The sequence below is a fragment of the Gleimia hominis genome, from assembly GCF_032085515.1.
GTDB lineage: Bacteria > Actinomycetota > Actinomycetes > Actinomycetales > Actinomycetaceae > Gleimia > Gleimia hominis.
In genome coordinates this window covers 1,498,233-1,516,031 of record NZ_JASXSX010000001.1, presented here as the reverse complement: position 1 = coordinate 1,516,031, position 17,799 = coordinate 1,498,233, and the positions used below count along the sequence as shown (strand labels likewise).

The window sequence follows — 17,799 nt, the reverse complement described above, 5'->3', positions numbered from 1 at the left end:
AACTGGTTGGGAAGAGGCACACGAATGATCGCGTACATTAGCGGCGAGGTTCTGTCGGTTGGTGCTGATCACGCGGTTGTGGTGTTGAAAAGCGGGTTTGGGGTGAAAGTCATGGTGACTGCCCGCACCCTCAGCGAACTGCGGATTGGGCAACACTGCGAACTGCTCACTTCAATGGTGGTGCGGGAAGATGCGATTAGCTTGTTTGGGTTTTTAACTCAAGATGAGCGCGATACGTATGAGGTTCTTCAAACTGTGCGGGGTGTGGGGCCGCGCTTAGCGTTGGCGTGTATGGAGGCGCTCACGCCAGATGAACTGCGGGAGGCACTTGCGCAGGGCGATGAGAAGAAGCTGCAGAAAATCCCCGGGGTCGGGAAGAAGTCTGCGCAACGCATGATCCTCGACATCGCGGACAAACTTGGCCCGGTAAAGCACACGGCGGCCACGGCTCAGCCGACGCAGGTGAACGAAGACGTGGTGCAAGCCCTCGTGGGCTTGGGGTGGAGCACTTCGGTTGCTCACGCCGCGGTGGAGCAAGTAGCGGAATCGGGGTTGACGACCGAGCAGATGGTGCGGGCCGCATTGGTAAACCTGGGAGGCCATCGTGGATGAATCACAGTTCGCGGACGCAAATGTAACGGACGCGAGTGCAAGTGAGGTTGAACGCGCTGCGGAAGCAGCACTGCGGCCAAAGAAGCTCGATGATTTTATTGGCCAGCACACGGTGCGCGCGCAGCTGGACCTGGTGTTGCGGGCAGCGCAGGGCCGTGGGGTGTCGCCCGACCACGTATTGCTCGCAGGTCCTCCGGGCCTGGGGAAAACTACTTTGGCGATGATCATTGCCGCGGAAGTGGGGGCTTCATTGCGGCTTACTTCTGGTCCGGCGATTCAGCATGCGGGGGATTTAGCAGCGATTTTGTCTTCCCTTCAGGAGGGAGACGTGCTGTTCATTGACGAGATTCACCGCCTGGCCCGCACGGCGGAAGAAATGCTTTACCTGGCGATGGAAGATTTCCGCATTGACATCGTGGTGGGGAAGGGCCCTGGCGCCACTTCAATTCCGTTGACACTTCCTCCGTTCACGGTGGTAGGCGCAACTACGCGCGCCGGTTTGCTGCCCGCCCCGCTGCGAGACCGGTTTGGTTTCACTGCTCATTTGGAGTACTACGCGGCCGATGAGTTGCAGCAAGTGGTGCGCCGGTCCGCTGGCCTGCTGGGCGTGCAGGTCACAAAGGAGGCACAGGCGGAGCTGGCGCGTCGTTCGCGCGGTACCCCTCGGATTGCTAACCGGCTGTTGCGCCGCGTAGTTGATTACGCGCAAGTGCACGGGGATGGCAATGTGAACTTGGAAGACGCGAACGCGGCGTTGGACCTGTTCGAAGTGGATCGGCTTGGTTTGGACCGGTTGGACCGTTCAGTTCTGGAAACGCTTTGCAAGCGTTTTGCTGGAGGTCCAGTGGGTCTCACCACGCTTGCCGTCACGGTGGGGGAGGAAGCAGAAACGGTGGAAACCGTGGCAGAACCCTACCTGGTGCGAGAGGGCTTCATGATCCGCACTCCACGAGGTCGCGCGGCAACCGACTTGGCGTGGAAACACCTTGGGTTAACCCCACCGGCCGATAACGCCCTGTTTTCCTGAGGTCCGGCGCGCCAATAGAGCCCAAAGCGGGCATTGCGCCCCCAGCCGGTTGCAGCGTGATACCGATGTGCAATCGGCGCTTCAAACGTCTAGACTCTGCACGGACCCGTTTGTCCGAAAACGAAAGTGAGTAACTCCGTGTCGATAATATTATTCGCCATCGTGGCTATCGGTGTCATGTGGTTCATGTCCTCGCAAGCGCGTAAAAAACAGGCTAAACACATTGAGGAGCTGCAGCGCGGTCTTGAGGAAGGGGTGTGGGTACGCACCGGATCGGGATACTACGGTATTGTCTCGGATGTCGATGGCGACGTCGTGATCCTCACCTCACCCGCGGGTGATGAGACGTATTGGGATAAACGAGCCATCGCGATGATTGCGGATCCTCCATTCGCCGCGGATCTGGATGCGGAGGAAACGGACGTGGCAGATGCCGACTCCGGCGCAGCAACAGAAGCCGACGTGGCAGATGCTGACTCCGGCGCAGCAACAGAAGCTGACGACGCTACGGAAGCAGGAGCGGACGCCGACGACGTTCCCGCAGCGGAGGCGAACGACGCAGCGGTGGGAAATAAGCCGATCCCGTCCGCAAACCCGGAAATGCCTGAGCCCCCGCAGAGTCCTGAAACTTCCGAAACTCACGAAGCCCCCAAAGGCCCCGAAACCCTCGAAAGTCCTGAAACCCCCGGAACCCCCGAAACCCCAGGGGAGCAGGTGCGTGCCGAAGACCTGGACGACGCGCAAACACGGCTTCCGAATGAGGACGAGCAAGGTAAGTAAAACGGGAAACACCGTTATCGGTTAGAGGAAGACCACAGTGGCAAAGAAGAAAAAGAGCCCGGTCCGCACACTGGTGGCACTCACGATAGTGATCGTGATTGCCGCAGGTGCGCTCATCGGCGGGCACGTAGCGGGAAAAACATCGCTGTTTCCCGAGCTGGCACTCGACCTCCAAGGAGGGACGCAGCTAATCCTCACCCCAACGGCGCGGGAAGGGGAAGACCCAGCAAAAGTTAAGATCTCACAAGAAGACCTGCAAGAAGCGATTAACGTCATCCGGCAGCGCGTGGACGCCTCCGGGGTTGCGGAAGCGGAAATAACCAGCCAAGGTGGGCGAAACATTCTGGTGGCCCTTCCCGGTCACCCATCCGAAGATACGCTTAATCTCGTGAGGTCCTCGGCCGTCATGCGGTTCCGTCCTCTGCTTGCCGCGGGACAACCTCAAAAACTAGATCCCAACGCGGTTGAAAAAGCGAAGGCACAGGCGGAAGAAGAGAAGAAGGCCAAAGAAGAGGGGCGTAAACCAAACCCGGACGTGAAAGCCCCGAAATCGGACCTAACAACGGAGGAAGCGGCGAAGCAGCAGGCGGACCGCAATGGAGACGGAAAAATCTCTGCCGAGCCCGAACAGAAACCGAAAGATAACTCGGATACTGCGTGGATTAGTGAAAAAGCGGTTTACGACTTCCTCACCACCGACTGCACGGACCCGAAACAATTGGCTAAAGGTTCCGCAGACGACCCGAAGAAGCCACTAGTGACGTGCGACCACGAAGGGAAAGAGAAGTACATTCTCGGCCCCGTTGACCTGGAAGGGACCATGCTCAAAGCCGCGAATGCGGGGATGGCTACGAACGAGCAGGGGCAGAACACCGGACAGTGGATGGTGTCACTAGAGTTCAATAAGCGGGGGGCGAAAGCGTTCTCGGACGTATCGAAGCGCCTCGTGGACTTGAAGCAAACCGACCCGGTGCGCAACCGGTTCGCCGTGGTGCTAGACGGTAACGTGATTTCCGCGCCCTCCATGAACTCGCAGATCACAAACGGATCCGCACAGATCACGGGCTCCTTCACTGCGAAAGAAGCGAAAACCCTGGCGAACCAACTGCAGTTCGGTTCCCTGCCGCTGAACTTCCAGGTGGAATCCGAACAGCACATTTCTGCAACACTGGGCGCCTCGCACCTCGAGAAGGGCCTGTGGGCAGGCCTGATCGGCCTGATCTTAGTGGTGCTCTACTTGGTGTGGCAATACCACGGACTCGCGGTCGTGGCGGCCGGCTCCCTGGTGGTTGCGGCACTCATGTCCTACCTGTCCATCACCTTGCTGTCGTGGCTCATGGGGTACCGCTTGTCACTGGCCGGGGTGGCGGGCCTGATGATATCCATCGGGATTACCGCGGACTCGTTCATCGTGTACTTCGAACGCATCCGTGACGAAGTACGTGAAGGTAAAGTACTTGGCAGTGCCGTGTCCGACGGGTGGCGGCTGGCACGCCGAACCATCATCGTTTCAGACCTGGTTAACTTACTTGCCGCAGTGATCCTCTATCTATTGGCTGTGGGCGGGGTACAGGGCTTCGCGTTCACGCTTGGACTAACGACAATCGTGGACCTCGCGATCATCCTGTTCTTCACACACCCAATGATGGAAATGCTGATTCGCACCCGGTTCTTCGGCGAAGGCCGCCGCTGGTCCGGTCTGGACCCCGAGCACTTAGGCGCGCATTCGCGGGCCATCTACCAGGGCAGAGGACGGATCGCCGCACCGAGGAAAGCGAAGAAGAAAGCAGCGGCGGGAGCCGTGGCAGTGGAACCCGGTCGGGTGTCTATTGCTCAGCGCCGGAGGATGGAAGAAGAACGTGAAGAAGCGGTGAATGCAACAACGGATGCGCCTGCCGACGGGGAAGAGGGGGACGCACAATGATGAGCTTAGCGTCATTTGGTAACGCACTGTATTCAGGCGATAAGTCATTTGGTTTTATTCCCAACCGCCGCCGGTGGATCACGATTGGTCTGACAATCGTGGTGATCGCTATCGCCCTACTGGGCCTACGGGGGCTGAACCCATCCATTGAGTTCGCGGGTGGATCGCAGTTCACCCTCACCGGGGTGGCGGACACCAACCAGGCAAAAGCCGACGAAATCATGCGCGCCCACGGCTACCGCGAAGGCGTGAAGATCTCGAAACTCGGCTCAGGTAACCTGCGGGTCCAAGCCTCCCAAATGGACACTGAAGAATCGACAGAGATCAGCAAAGAGCTTGCGAAAGCCTACGGGGTGGACGAGGCAAACGCAGACGCCACCAACATCGGTCCCACCTGGGGGCACGACGTCACCATGAAGGCCCTGCAGTCACTCGTGATTTTCCTCGTGCTCGTAGGAATCCTCATGGCCGGATACTTCCGCTCATTTGCAATGTCCGTGTCCGCCCTGTTCGCACTAATGCACGACTTGTTCGTCGTGACCGGATTCTTCGCACTAACTCAAGTTGAAGTGTCGCCAGCCACGGTAATTGGGTTCCTCACAATCTTGGCGTACTCGCTATACGACACGGTGGTGGTGTTCGATCGGGTGCGGGAGCTAACCGCTAACCTGAGCGCGCAACGCCGCTACACATACGGTGAACTCGTGAACCTCGCGGTGAACCAAACGCTCGTGCGGTCCATTAACACCTCCGTGGTGGCGATCCTGCCCGTAGGCGCAATCCTGTTCCTCGGATCCGTCTTGCTAGGCGCGGGTACCCTCATGGATATTTCCCTCGCGATCTTCGTGGGCACCATTTCGGGGGCGCTTTCCTCGATTTTCATAGCCCCGTCAATGCTGGTCGTGCTGCGCAACCGCAACAAAGACATTGCGAAACACACGGAAGCGGTGCAGCACCAGCGGCAAGCAGACCGGGGGACTGGCGATGGTAAAGGCACTTCGCAGACCCGCGGTGAAGGTGACAATGCGCCCGAGGAAGTCGTTGCGCACCCCGTGCGCGCCGGACGACACCTAGGGCAAAGCGCGCAACCAAAACGGAAGAAAAGGAAGAAGAAATAGATGAGCGGCGAGTTTCCGCAAGAGATTGCTCAACTAATTACCGAGAATCTACGCGAGATTCCAGACTTCCCCGAACCGGGTGTCCTGTTTCGCGACATCACCCCACTATTGGCCAACGGCCCGGCATTTTCCCGCCTCATTGAGGTACTGGCGGAACACTACGAGGGTCGAATCGACGCGGTTGCGGGCTTGGAATCGCGCGGATTCATTTTGGCCGCGCCACTGGCTACCAGGCTTGGTATCGGCATGATCACGGTGCGTAAGGCCGGGAAGCTTCCGGGGCCGGTGATCGGCGTGGACTACGCGCTTGAGTATGGTAGCGCCCGAATGGAACTGCGGCCAGAAACCGTTAAAGCAGGCCAGCGCGTCCTCATTTTGGATGACGTTCTGGCAACCGGTGGGACCTCTGCAGCAGCGGTGGAACTGGTGCGTCAGTGTGGAGCGGAAGTTGTGTCCGTCGCCGTGCTGCTCGAACTGGCTGCGCTGGGTGGGCGGAAGAAACTCGAGGGCCTCACGGTCGAATCCGGGGTTGTTTTCTAGGCAGTGCCGGTTTAGCCCCCAAAGCCGACGTTACTTTGGGATAACATAGAAAAATGACGTCTAGCAATTTGGAATCCCACAAGCCCGTGAGTGGCTCGCGCGTCCGCGCGGGCCTCATGTGGTTTGGGTCGCGCAAACGCGATACTGCCCCCGAAATTGAGCCGCTTATCCGCGCGGTGCGGGCGCATCACCCGAAAGCAGACGTAGCGGATATTGAACGCGCGTACGAAACGGCCCGCAAGTATCACAAAGGGCAAATGCGCAAGTCTGGCGAGCCTTATATTACCCATCCTGTTGCCGTAGCTACGATACTTGCCGAAATTGGGATAACTCCACCCACGCTCGTGGCCGCACTGCTGCACGACACGGTCGAGGACACGGAATACACGGTGGAGCAGCTCACTGAGGACTTCGGCCCTCAAATCGCACTTCTTGTCGACGGCGTTACCAAACTAGACAAAGTTAAATACGGGGCAGCGGCCCAGTCCGAAACCCTGCGCAAAATGATCGTCGCAATGTCGAAAGACATCCGCACCCTGTTGATTAAACTCGCAGACCGGCTACACAATGCCCGCACCTGGCAGTACGTCTCAAGAGAATCTGCCAAACGCAAAGCCAGAGAAACGCTTGAAATCTACGCACCCCTCGCGCACCGACTGGGGATGAACACAATCAAGTGGGAGCTGGAAGAACGATCTTTCATCACCCTCTACCCAGAGATATACGAAGAAATTGACCGGCTTGTAACGGAACGCGCGCCCCAGCGGAAGCAATTCCTCAAGCAAATAGTGCGCGCCCTAGAAGAGGACCTGCGGCGGTCTAAAGTGAAAGGGACCGTCTCGGGCCGCCCAAAAAATCACTATTCGATTTACCAAAAAATGATTGTGCGCGGCAAGGCGTTCGACGACATTTACGACCTGGTTGGGGTGCGGGTGCTCGTGGAAACTGTGCGCGACTGCTACGCGATAATCGGTTCTGTCCATGCCCGTTGGAACCCGATTCCCGGCCGCTTTAAAGACTACATTGCAACGCCGAAGTTCAACCTCTACCGCTCCTTGCACACCACGGTCATGGGGCCGGGCGGACGGCCCGTGGAGATCCAGGTGCGGACGTTCGAAATGCACGAACAAGCTGAGTACGGCGTGGCCGCGCACTGGCGGTACAAGCAGGACCCGAATGCGTCGAACAAAGCAGATTCCGACAAGATGAGTCAGCAGGAACAGATGAACTGGCTGCGCGGACTCATCCAGATGGAACGCGAAACGGATGATCCCGAGGAGTTCTTGGACTCTCTGCGGTTTGAAATCGCGGGCGACGAAGTGTATGTCTTCACTCCAGCGGGGGACGTGAGGGTACTCCCAGCGGAATCCACGCCCGTTGATTTCGCGTACGCCGTGCACACCGAAGTGGGGCACCACACGGTGGGAGCGCGCGTGAACGGTAAACTCGTGGGGTTGGATACGCACCTGGAAAGCGGGGATATCGTAGAGGTATTCACCTCAAAATCCGCCAAGGCTGGGCCGAGTCGAGACTGGTTGAATTTCGTCGCATCCTCGCGGGCACGGTCGAAGATTAAATCGTGGTTCTCGAAGGAACGGCGCGAAGAATTCGCCGAAGTTGGCAAAGATCGGATTGCGCGGGCGATGCGGAAACAGCGCTTGCCGCTGCAGCGGTTGATGACGCACGAGTCTTTGCTGTCACTGGCCACGGACTTTGGTTATAAGGACGTGTCCGCCCTGTATGCCGCAGTGGGGGATAACAACATTTCTGCCCAGCACGTGGTGGAGCGGCTAATGGATTCACTCGGGGGCGATTCGGGAACGGAAGAGACCCTGTCTGAAGCCGTCACCCCGGGGCACAACCGCTCTTCAGTTACCGACCCGTCGGCGTCCGTGACCGTGTCGGGAATGAGTGCGAACGACGTGTGGGTCAAGATCGCGCGCTGCTGCACCCCGGTGCCCGGTGACCCGATTGTTGGCTTCGTTACGCGCGGCAACGGGGTGAGTGTGCATTCGCCCGACTGTTCGAACGCGGTAGAACTGAAAGAACGGCATCCAGAACGCTTTGTGAACGTGGAATGGGAAGCGGACTCAACCGCTACGTTCCTGGTGCAGATTGAAGTTAAAGGGTTAGACCGGCCGTCCCTGCTTTCCGAAGTGACCGCGATTTTAGCGGACAGTCACGTGAACATCATGTCTGGGCAAATGAGGTCGTCCAAAGACCGAGTGGCGGTTTTCCGCTTCACGATTGAGCTGGCTGATCCGGCTCATTTGAAGGCGACGCTGGCTGCACTGCGTGGGGTAGAAGGCGTGTTCGATGTTTATCGAGTGCACGGCGACCACCGGGCGGGAGCCCACAGTCGCGGCAAGAAAGGTGCCTAGTAAAGGTATCCCAGCTATCCGGCGCGTCCCGAGGTAGTGGCGCACGCAGAGCGCACTGACACAACCCCTGAATCGAGCAGCTCTTCTAATGCTCCCAACTGCGCTAAGTCTACAAACGTTTGACTTCGAGATTGCACGGCGCCAGGCAGGTTTGCATCCACAGTGCCTTCAATACTCCGCTGGTGGGGCACTAACTCGTCATCAGCGAGGCGACGCTGCGGGCCCGCGACGTGCAGGGGTAGGGCAGACCCCACGTGCCAGTGCACCCACGCGGCTGACCAGTGGCTGATCGCCCACCCGCGGGGCACCAGCACCCCGAGCGTGCGAGCCCGCAACACCGGAGTTGTTAAGCAGTCTTGCGCAACGATCATTCGATGCAGTTGCACAGCCGGCCCACCGCGAGCCATATCCCTCAAGAACATGAAACCAACCCGGTCTAATACGTCAATGCGGCCCGGGACTAAATGCGCGTAATACGCCGCTGGGTTAGTGCTGCACATGCCCCCAGTATGGAGGAAGCGTTACCCACGGGAACAGGGCACCGCCCCGCCTGTGGATAACGCTTCGGTCAGCTCTGGTTCGGACACCGGGGCGGACGAGTTCCCCTGGCGCGAACGCTTTCAGCTACTCGTCCACGGAATCAGAGATCTGTTTGAACCAAGCCTGTTTCGTTTCGAGTGCCTCCCGGATTGAGGCTTCCTTCGCTGCATCCTGGTTCGCCTGCGCCTTTTCCAGATCGGCCTTCAGCTCCGCAATGGAATCTTCAAGCTGTCCAAGCATAGATCCGGCGCGCGCCTTAGTGCGCGGATCAGTCTGTTTCCACTGCTGATCTTCGGCATCCCGCACTGCCTGCTCCACTTTCCGCAGCCGGCCCTCAACCCGTTTCATGTCCGCACGCGGCACGAACCCGATTTCTTCCCACTCGTCTTGAATGTCGCGCAGTTTAGACTTAGTGGCTTCCAAATCCTTTACGGGCAACAGTGCCTCTGCGCGCACCAGCAGTTCTTCTTTCGCCTGGAGGTTCTGGCGCTGGTCTTCGTCCACCACCTTGTCTTTAGCGTGGCGGGCATCGAAGAACACTTGTTGGGCTGCGCGGAACCGCTCCCAAAGAGCGTCATCAACTTTTCGAGACGCCCGTCCAGCTGCCTTCCACCGGTCCATTAAATCGCGGTATGCCGCTGAGGTACGGCCCCAGTCGGTGGAGTTCTGCATGGCTTCCGCCTCTGCAATCAACCCCTCTTTAACGCGTTTCACTTCCGCCTGCCGCGCGTCGAGCTTGGCGAAGAACTGGCGCCGCCCACGGTCGAAGTGGGAGCGGGCGGAAGAGAACCGCTTCCACAACGCGTCCTCCGTTGGCCGATCTAAGCGCGGGCCGCGGCGCTGCAAACGCTTCCACTCTTCCAGAAGGTCCCGCAGCCGCTGCCCGGAGTGCTTCCACTGAGTGCGTTCCGGATCCTGCGCCGCCACCGCTTCCGCCTGTTCAACGACCGCGGTGCGCAGCTCCAGAGCCTCCTGCTTCGCGGCGGCTCGTTCTGCTTTCGCCTCTTCTTTCCGTTTCGCCCCCGCCTCCTGCAAGTCTGCAACGCGCTTGCGGAGCCCATCTAAATCACCCACCGCAGCGGGGGCCTCAACGGCTTTCTTCAAGCTCGTTAAAGTCGTGTCGATCTCGTGGGCGTTCAACGTCGGTAAGCGCGATTCGAAGAGGTTAACAGTGGCCTCCAGGTCGCGGTAGCGGCGAGTGTAAATGCCGAAAGGATCGTCGGGCACACCGTCGGGATACGATCCGACCTGGCGTTCACCACTGGCTTCACGCACCCACACGTTCCCGTCCTCATCGATGCGACCGAAAGACGCCGGGTCCTCATCCGAAGTGGCGCGCACTACGACCGCCGGGCGGATTTCTTGCACCTGTTCATCAGTGTCAGTGGTGTCTGTTGCTGCTGGATTCTCGTTTTGATCACTCACGGTGTTCCTCTTGGGATACGGTTGGGCGTTCGCCCGGACGAAACTACATTTTTAAGATGCTTACGCACCCATGTGCCTATACTACGGGGTTTCAATGTGATTTCGCATACTTGGAGTTCGTTTCTTTTTGATCCCCCGATCAATCACGCTAATAAATCGCGCAATTAGTTGTGCAAAGATCTGGGAAAACGAGGTCCTGTGGTTCGCGGTAGGATCGGACCATGAGGATACGAAGGTTTGAGGCTGAACTGTTTGCCGCGAACGCGTACGTCGTGAGCGCACCGAACGAAGACGCGGCGTTGATTGTTGACCCCGGATTGGGCGTGACCGATCGGATTAAACAGTATTTGCATGAGGAGGGCCTAACTGCTCGTGCGGTGCTGCTAACGCACGGGCATGCGGACCACGTGTGGGAGTGTGCTAACTTTGACGTCCCCGTGTATATAACGAACCCGGACCGGTATCGGCTGGAAGATCCGCTGTCCGCACTGCTGCCGCAGATGCGTCCGCAAGGAGTGCAGTGGCGGGCGCCGCAGGAGGTGCGTGACCTTACCGCGCGCACGGTCGCGATCGTCCCCGGAGTTAACGTGCTGATGGTACCCGCTCCTGGCCACACCGAAGGGTCCGCCCTGTTCCTCATGGAAATTGCAGCCGGAGAAACACTAGAAACGAACGCGGAACTACCGTCGGAACGCACCGGGCACGGGCCGGTTAAACAAGCGCAACCGATTGCGTTTACGGGCGACGTGATTTTTGCCGGTTCGGTTGGGCGTGCCGACCTGCCCGGCGGGGACGAACGCCAAATGCGGCACACGTTGCGCACGTTGGGGAACGTGATTGACCCGCGCACCTGGATGCTCCCGGGTCACGGGCCGGCCACACACTGGGAGCACGAGCTGGCGACGAACCTGTATGTGCGCCGTGCCCGCAGCATTGGTTAAAAAACACCCGACGATATTTTAGAATGGTTTAATATGGCAGCAAAAACTTCACTCTCGGGTTTTCCCGAATGGCTCCCAGCCGAACGCATTGTAGAACAACGGGTACTGGACATCTTGCGGCGCACGTTTGAACTACACGGTTTCGCTCCACTTGAAACCCGCAGTGTGGAGCCCGTGCGGGAACTCGAACGCAAAGGGGAGACCTCCAAGGAGATTTACCTACTTTCACGGCTACAAGACCGCGGTGGCCACGACGCAAAAGCGGATAAGTCAATCGGCCTGCACTTCGACCTGACGGTCCCGTTCGCGCGGTATATAGGTGAGAACGCGGGCTCCCTGCACTTCCCATTTCGGCGCTACCAAATCCAGAAAGTGTGGCGAGGGGAGCGACCACAAGAAGGCAGGTTCCGGGAGTTCTACCAGGCAGACATTGATGTCGTTGGCGCGGGAGAGCTGGCGTTCCACCACGAGGTGGAGGTGCCCCTAGTGATGGCCCAGGCCCTGGCAGCACTCCCGATTCCACCCGTGCAGATGCATGTGAATAACCGCAAGATCGTGCAGGGCATGTGCGAGGCACTCGGGATTGAACAGGTCGACGACGCGTTGCGGAGCATCGATAAGCTCGACAAGATCGGCCAATCCGGCGTGCTAGAAGAGATGACCCAGCATGGGATTGACAGCGCGCAAGGGGAACGGCTGCTGCAGTTAGCGCAGATCCACGGGGGCCTGGAGGTCCTGGAACAGGTGCGCGCGCTCGGGCTGAGCCACCCGCTGTTAGATGAGGGGCTGGAGGAGCTCGAAGCGCTCTTACAAGCGGCAGAAAAACACGCTCCCGGCGTGGTGATTGCAGATCTGAAGATTACCCGCGGGCTCGATTACTACACGGGTTCTGTGTACGAAACGTTTTTGCGCGGCCACGAAGACCTCGGGTCAATCTGTTCGGGCGGCCGCTACGACTCGCTGGTAACAGTGGGGAAGCGGACCTACCCGGGGGTGGGTATGTCCATTGGCGTTTCCCGGTTGATCTCGCGAATTCTTGGCGCCGACATGGCGCGGGCTAGCCGCGAAGTACCATCCTGCGTACTGGTTGCGGTGACTAACGAGAGTGAACGCGACGATGCCAACGAAGTGGCGTATGCGCTGCGGGAACGGGGAATCCCAACCGAGGTGTCGCCCTCAAGCTCGAAATTCGGCAAACAAATCCGATACGCAGACCGGCGGGGTATCCCGTACGTGTGGTTCACTGACGAGCAAGGTGGACACTCCGTGAAGGACATCCGCTCGGGCGAACAGGTGGATGCCAACCCGCAGACCTGGCAGCCACCGCAAGCGGATCGGTGGCCAAGCTGGGAGCTGTAAACGTGAACCGGGTAGATGCGTTAGCGCAGCTGCAAGAGCAGCTGCGTGCCCTCACGTTCCCCTTCGAGGTTGAGGAAGCGCAGGCGGCGCAGACACTGGCGCGGCGGCGCGCCCAGCAGCTGGAGGACCTTATTATCCCCCGCGCCCAGCAGCTGGATGCGCCCCTGCTTTGTGTCGTCGGTGGGTCCACGGGGGCGGGAAAATCAACCCTGGTGAACTCCCTGCTCGGTGAGTCCGTGGTGCAAACCTCCGCGATTCGCCCCACGACCCGCACCCCGACGCTGATTTACCGGGCGGAGGATGCCCCATGGTTCGAATCCACCCGGGTGCTTCCTTCGTTCACGCGGGTGCGCGGTACCGGTGCGGGCGAGTCAGCCGGGGAGAACGCGTTGCGCCTGCAGGTGAACGATCGGGTTCCGCGCGGGCTCGCGCTGCTAGATGCCCCGGATTTGGATTCGTTCGTTGACCGCAACCGGGCGTTGGCGGTGCAGCTATTTGATGCGGCGGACCTGTGGATTTTTGTGACCACTGCCGCGCGTTACGCAGATGCGGTTCCGTGGGAAGTTTTGCGTGAGGCACACGCTCGCTCGGTGGCGCTTTCCATTGTGCTGAATCGGGTACCACCTGGGGCAACAGATGTGGTTCGCGGTGATTTTGCGCGGCTTTTAGCGGACGCGGGGCTTTCTGGCGCGCCCCTTATTTGTGTGAACGAGATGCCTTTGCAGCACGACCGGTTAGACCCAGCTTCGGTGCGGACCGTGAAGAACTGGCTGTCCTCCCTTTCCGACACTGCGCACACGCGTGCTGAAGTGGCGAAACGAGCGTTAGAAGGCACGGTTGCGGAACTGTTCGCGGACGTCGAGCACCTGTTGCAGGTCTTATCGAGGCAGACGCTGGTACGTACCGACGCCGCATCTGTGGTTGATGAAAACCAGCGGGTGGCACTGCGCCGCTTGGAACAGGCAACTCAAAATGGGAAACTTCTGCGCGGCGAAGTGCTGTCCAGGTGGCAGGCCATGCTGGGGGTTGCAGACATTTCCGCGGGGATTGATCGGATTGTTACGCGGGTGAGGTCGCGGGTGAGCGGGTTTTTCACCGGGCGGAACGCGCGCGCAGATGAAGTGAAAGAAATTCTTGGCTCTAACTTGAGCACAATAATTTGCGACGAACTGGTGCGCGCAGTGCAGCATGTTCGCACCACTTGGCGTGCGAATCCGGCGATGCGTCCGTTTGAAGCGCAGGTAGTTCCGCTTTCCCAAGAAAAGTTACAGCATGAGGCCCGCGCAGCTGTAAAGAACTGGGAACGCGCGGTTGTGGACTTGATTAAACGCCAGGGGGCGAACAAGAAAACGTCTGCCCGCATGCTCGCATTCGGTGTGAACCTTCTGGGCTTGGCGCTGATTATTGTCCTGTTCGCCTCCACTGGCGGGCTAACTGGTGCTGAAGTTACGGTGGCGGGTGCAACGGGCATAGTTGCGCAACGCGTGCTCGAAGCCGTGTTCGGTGACGCAGCGGTAGCGGCAATGACGCAACGGGCGCACGGAGCATTGAAAACGCAGATGAGCCGCGCGCTGGAACGAGCCATGGAACCGCTTACAGATGCGCTTCCAGACCTCGTTTCCTCAAGCGAAATCCAGCAGGCACTGGCGCGGGCACGCCGCGAGTGGACGGAGGGATAATGCGACTGTTTGAACGGTGGGGCGGCACGAATCCCCTCGTGAAAACCAAAGTGTTGAACGGGATCGTGGAGGAACTAGACGGTGACCTGCTTGCGGAGGACGAACGGCGCCTACGCCAGCTGAACCGCAACTTGCAGACACGCGCCGCACTGTCGGCTGATTACGCGGTGGTGGCGTTGCTGGGGGCAACGGGGGTAGGTAAATCCAGTGTGTTCAACCAGATCTTCAAAGCGGATCTGGCGACGGTGGGGTATCAGCGCCCCACCACCACCGCCCCGCTGGCGGCGTGCGCTCCTAAAGAAGAGGCGGGCGAACTGCTCGACTGGATGCAGATCAAAGACCGGGTCTTGGTTCCGGCGGAGCAAACGGTTGCGGAAAACGTGATTGTGGTCGACATGCCGGACATTGATTCGATCGACCGCAAAAACCGCGCGCTCGTGGAGCGGTTGCTGCAACGCGTGGACGTGATGGTGTGGGTGACGAGCCCGCAGAAATACGCCGACGACGTGCTTCACAACCAGTTCATTAAACGGTTTGCCAAACACTCGCGCGACACCGTGGTGATCCTAACGCACGCCGACACCATGACAGCTGAACAAGCTGAGCAGGTGCGGACTGATCTGGCGCGGCTAGTAAAAAACGATGGGGTAACAGGAGCGCGCATTGTATTGACCTCGGCGCGTTCCGGGGAGGGCACGCAAGAGCTGCGCATGCACCTGCACGACGTGGCTCGCCTAGCCGCAAAACGGGGTCAACGCATGCACGCAGATTTGCAAGAAGCCACTGAATTATTGGCAGACCGGCTGGCGGATGAGCAAGAGATTGAACCAGTTGACGCGCAGGCGCTGCCCACGCAGATAACCAAAGCTGCGGGCGAAGCCATGGACGCACCCGCGTTGAGCCGCCGCGTTGCCGGGGCTTACCGCTACCGGGCCGGTCGGTACTGCCATTGGCTCCCGTTTAGAATCGCCCGCCGATTCACCCACGATCCCCTCAAGGACCTCAAATTAGGGGCAGTGGAGCCAGGGGGAAATCCGGCGGCCCGGGCGCGACTGTCGCAAGCAATGCGGTCGGTACTGGCCACGTACGCAGACTCGAGGCCGCGCATCTGGGGGGAAAAACTGCTCGCCAGCACTGGTAGCGAAACCGAACTGATTGACCAGATGAGCGAAGTGACCGCGCAGACCGACTATCACCTGCCCAACAGGCGCGGCTGGTGGCGTGCTTTCAACGCCTTGCAGTGGGTGGGATGGATAGTCGCTGCCGTGGGTGGTCTGTGGCTGCTGGGCACTGTGCTCGCCCGCACCGTTTTGCTAATCGACATTGGGGTACCTAAATACGGGATAGTGCCGATTCCCACGTGGCTGCTACTTAGCGGCCTCGCGTGGACCCTGTTGGTTGCCGCCTGCTCTTATATGTGCATGAGGGTGGCTGCGCGGCGGGCGGGTAAACGCGCTGCCAACCAACTGCGCGAAGAGTTAGAAACCCTCGTGCGGGTGCGCGTGTGGGAACCGCTGCGCACCGAAGAGGAACGCCAACAGCGGATCGCATCGGCAATCAGCACGTTGCAGCGTTAGCGCCGACCGTTTTTGAACGACCGCCGTTTTGCCCGGTGGGCGCTGCGGTCAAACCCGCGGCCCCCACGGTCAGAAAACGATTTTGACTTCCCGCGGTGCTTCCTGTGCGCAGAATCGCTGGGTTCTGGCCCCGTGTCTTCGCGGATCCGCAGTCGGCGGCCCGCAACGGTGGCGCGGGCAATTTTGCGTAGCGCCGATGCGGGGAGTTCACCGGCGATATCCACGAGCGAGAACGTGGGGAAGATTTCAATGCGCCCCAGATCGTCGCCCGACAGCCCGGCTTCACCGGTAATTGCGCCGACAATCGCCCCGGGTTTCACTCCGTCTTTACGCCCCACTTCTACGCGGTAGCGTCTTCCACTGCCGGTTGGTTCCACGCGCGTGCCGGCACGTGATCCGCGGCCTTTGCGTTTTTTCCCACCGGTTTCGAAACTGCCGTTCGCGAAGTCTTCATCCGCGTGTTGCGCCGCGTCCCGGTTTTCCCCGGTGTCACCCACAGCGTTTGCCAGCAGTGCCGCGGCGACCTGCGGGTAATCTAAGCCGAGTTGCTGAGTTACGGTTTCGAGCAGTTCTTCGTACAGGTCGAGGTGGCCGCGTTCCAAGCGCGGCGCCACCTCCGCCAGCAACTGTTTGCCCGTGTGAGACGCCACGTCCCGCAGGGTTGGGATCCCTGCTTGAGTCATGTGCGTGCCGGTGAGTTTCTCGATTTGCTTGAGGCGGAAGCGTTCCTTCGGGGTGAAGAACGTGAGGGACCGCCCGGTGCGGCCAGCCCGCCCAGTACGGCCAATGCGGTGCACGTAGGCTTCTGCTTCACGCGGTACGTCGTAGTTAACGACTAGGCCAATGCGTTCCACATCTAGTCCGCGCGCAGCCACGTCGGTTGCGACGAGGACGTCGAGGGATCCGTCGCGCAGCCGAGCGATGATGCGTTCCCGTTCAGCCTGGGACACGTCCCCGGACAGGCCGGAGGCTTTGAAACCGCGCCGCGTCAGGTCGGAAGACACGTCGTCCACGTCCACGCGGGTGCGGACGAACACTATTGCGGCATCCGCATCGGCGGTAGACAGTACGCGTGCTAACGCTTCTTTTTTGTGTCGAAAACCGAGGATCGCATAGGTCTGTTCCACGGTGTCGACAGTGGAGGATTGCGGGGCGATTTCGACGCGTATCGGTTCAATCAGGTGCTGCTGGGCGACTCGTTGAATCGCCGGTGGCATGGTGGCTGAGAATAGTGCGGTAATGCGCTCGCCGGGTTGCGGCGCGGCAGAAGCGATGGTTTCCACGTCTTCTGCAAATCCCATGCGGAGCATCTCATCGGCCTCATCGAGCACGAGAACCTTCACTTGGTCTAGGTGCAGCACGTCTTTTTCAATCAGGTCGATTACCCGCCCCGGGGTGCCCACCACAATCTGGGCGCCATTTTTGAGGGCACGGATCTGCGGTGGATAGGGCGCTCCGCCGTATACGGTTACCACCGTAATGTCCGGCAGGTCCGCGGCGAAAGATGCGATCGCGTCGCCGCTTTGCACGGCCAGTTCGCGGGTAGGTGCCAGCACGATGGCTTGGACTCGCGGTTCGCTCGGATCTAGGTGGGCGAGCATGGGCAGGCCAAACGCAGCGGTTTTCCCCGTGCCCGTTTGGGCAACGCCAACGATGTCGCAACCGTCTAAAAGCGGTGGAATGGCTTCAGCTTGAATGGGGGTTGGGGTTTCGAACCCCAGTTTTTCGATGGCGCTCATAATGGGCGCAGGCAGGTTCAGGTCAGCGAAACGTACGGTATTTTCCAAGATAACTAAAATCCAACTTCTCTTCGGGGCGTTACCCCCACAACACACACGCTGCTACCGACTATCCATGGTCGCTATGTTTGGAATGGACGTTCGTTTAATTGGTAGC

The 17,799-nt window shown here is 59.6% G+C and carries 14 protein-coding genes; 11 read left to right on the top strand and 3 right to left on the bottom strand.

Translation table 11 applies throughout. From position 1 onward, the window contains the following. Positions 1–24: 24 nt before the first annotated feature. From ruvA to QS713_RS06405, 7 genes are all read left to right on the top strand, one after another. Complete coding sequence (gene ruvA / locus QS713_RS06435; RefSeq protein ID WP_313273501.1) at positions 25–612, top strand: Holliday junction branch migration protein RuvA; 588 nt, start codon at positions 25–27, stop codon at positions 610–612. Next, positions 605–1,639 carry a Holliday junction branch migration DNA helicase RuvB gene (gene ruvB / locus QS713_RS06430; protein WP_313273499.1) on the top strand — a complete coding sequence of 345 codons (1,035 nt, stop codon included), beginning with the start codon at positions 605–607 and terminating at the stop codon, positions 1,637–1,639. The genes ruvA and ruvB overlap by 8 nt, the downstream gene beginning before the upstream one ends. 138 nt (positions 1,640–1,777) lie before the next feature. Then, positions 1,778–2,419 (top strand): preprotein translocase subunit YajC, encoded by a 642-nt coding sequence (locus QS713_RS06425; RefSeq protein ID WP_313273496.1) that lies wholly within the window; start codon positions 1,778–1,780, stop codon positions 2,417–2,419. Between the two features lie 37 nt (positions 2,420–2,456). Next, the gene (gene secD / locus QS713_RS06420; protein ID WP_313273494.1) at positions 2,457–4,343 is read left to right on the top strand and encodes a protein translocase subunit SecD; all 1,887 of its coding nucleotides are present in this window, start codon (positions 2,457–2,459) and stop codon (positions 4,341–4,343) included. After that, positions 4,340–5,461 (top strand): protein translocase subunit SecF, encoded by a 1,122-nt coding sequence (gene secF, locus QS713_RS06415; RefSeq protein WP_313273492.1) that lies wholly within the window; start codon positions 4,340–4,342, stop codon positions 5,459–5,461. The genes secD and secF overlap by 4 nt, the downstream gene beginning before the upstream one ends. Further along, entirely contained in the window at positions 5,462–6,001 is a 540-nt protein-coding gene (locus QS713_RS06410; RefSeq protein ID WP_313273490.1) for an adenine phosphoribosyltransferase, read from the top strand. Between the two features lie 53 nt (positions 6,002–6,054). Beyond that, positions 6,055–8,382 carry a RelA/SpoT family protein gene (locus QS713_RS06405; protein WP_313273488.1) on the top strand — a complete coding sequence of 776 codons (2,328 nt, stop codon included), beginning with the start codon at positions 6,055–6,057 and terminating at the stop codon, positions 8,380–8,382. 14 nt (positions 8,383–8,396) lie between these two features. On the opposite strand, the gene QS713_RS06400 is transcribed toward QS713_RS06405, so the two are convergent. Continuing rightward, a complete protein-coding gene (locus QS713_RS06400) occupies positions 8,397–8,882 on the bottom strand; it encodes a hypothetical protein (protein WP_313273486.1) in 486 nt (161 codons plus the stop codon). 124 nt (positions 8,883–9,006) lie between these two features. After that, complete coding sequence (locus tag QS713_RS06395) at positions 9,007–10,347, bottom strand: DUF349 domain-containing protein (RefSeq protein WP_313273484.1); 1,341 nt, start codon at positions 10,345–10,347, stop codon at positions 9,007–9,009. A 221-nt stretch (positions 10,348–10,568) separates the two neighbouring features. Between QS713_RS06395 and QS713_RS06390 the strand changes: the two genes are divergently transcribed. From QS713_RS06390 to QS713_RS06375, 4 genes are read left to right on the top strand one after another with little or no spacing between them, the layout of a single operon-like run. After that, entirely contained in the window at positions 10,569–11,288 is a 720-nt protein-coding gene (locus tag QS713_RS06390) for an MBL fold metallo-hydrolase (protein WP_313273482.1), read from the top strand. Positions 11,289–11,321: 33 nt separating this feature from the next. Beyond that, positions 11,322–12,647 carry a histidine--tRNA ligase gene (hisS, locus tag QS713_RS06385; RefSeq protein ID WP_313273480.1) on the top strand — a complete coding sequence of 442 codons (1,326 nt, stop codon included), beginning with the start codon at positions 11,322–11,324 and terminating at the stop codon, positions 12,645–12,647. A gap of 2 nt (positions 12,648–12,649) precedes the next feature. Then, entirely contained in the window at positions 12,650–14,326 is a 1,677-nt protein-coding gene (locus QS713_RS06380) for a dynamin family protein (protein ID WP_313273479.1), read from the top strand. Then, positions 14,326–15,903, top strand: coding sequence for a GTPase (locus tag QS713_RS06375; protein ID WP_313273476.1), 1,578 nt, complete (start codon positions 14,326–14,328; stop codon positions 15,901–15,903). The genes QS713_RS06380 and QS713_RS06375 overlap by 1 nt, the downstream gene beginning before the upstream one ends. On the opposite strand, the gene QS713_RS06370 is transcribed toward QS713_RS06375, so the two are convergent. Further along, entirely contained in the window at positions 15,900–17,642 is a 1,743-nt protein-coding gene (locus QS713_RS06370; RefSeq protein WP_313273802.1) for a DEAD/DEAH box helicase, read from the bottom strand. The two genes, QS713_RS06375 and QS713_RS06370, sit on opposite strands and share 4 nt — an antisense overlap. Positions 17,643–17,799: the final 157 nt, after the last annotated feature.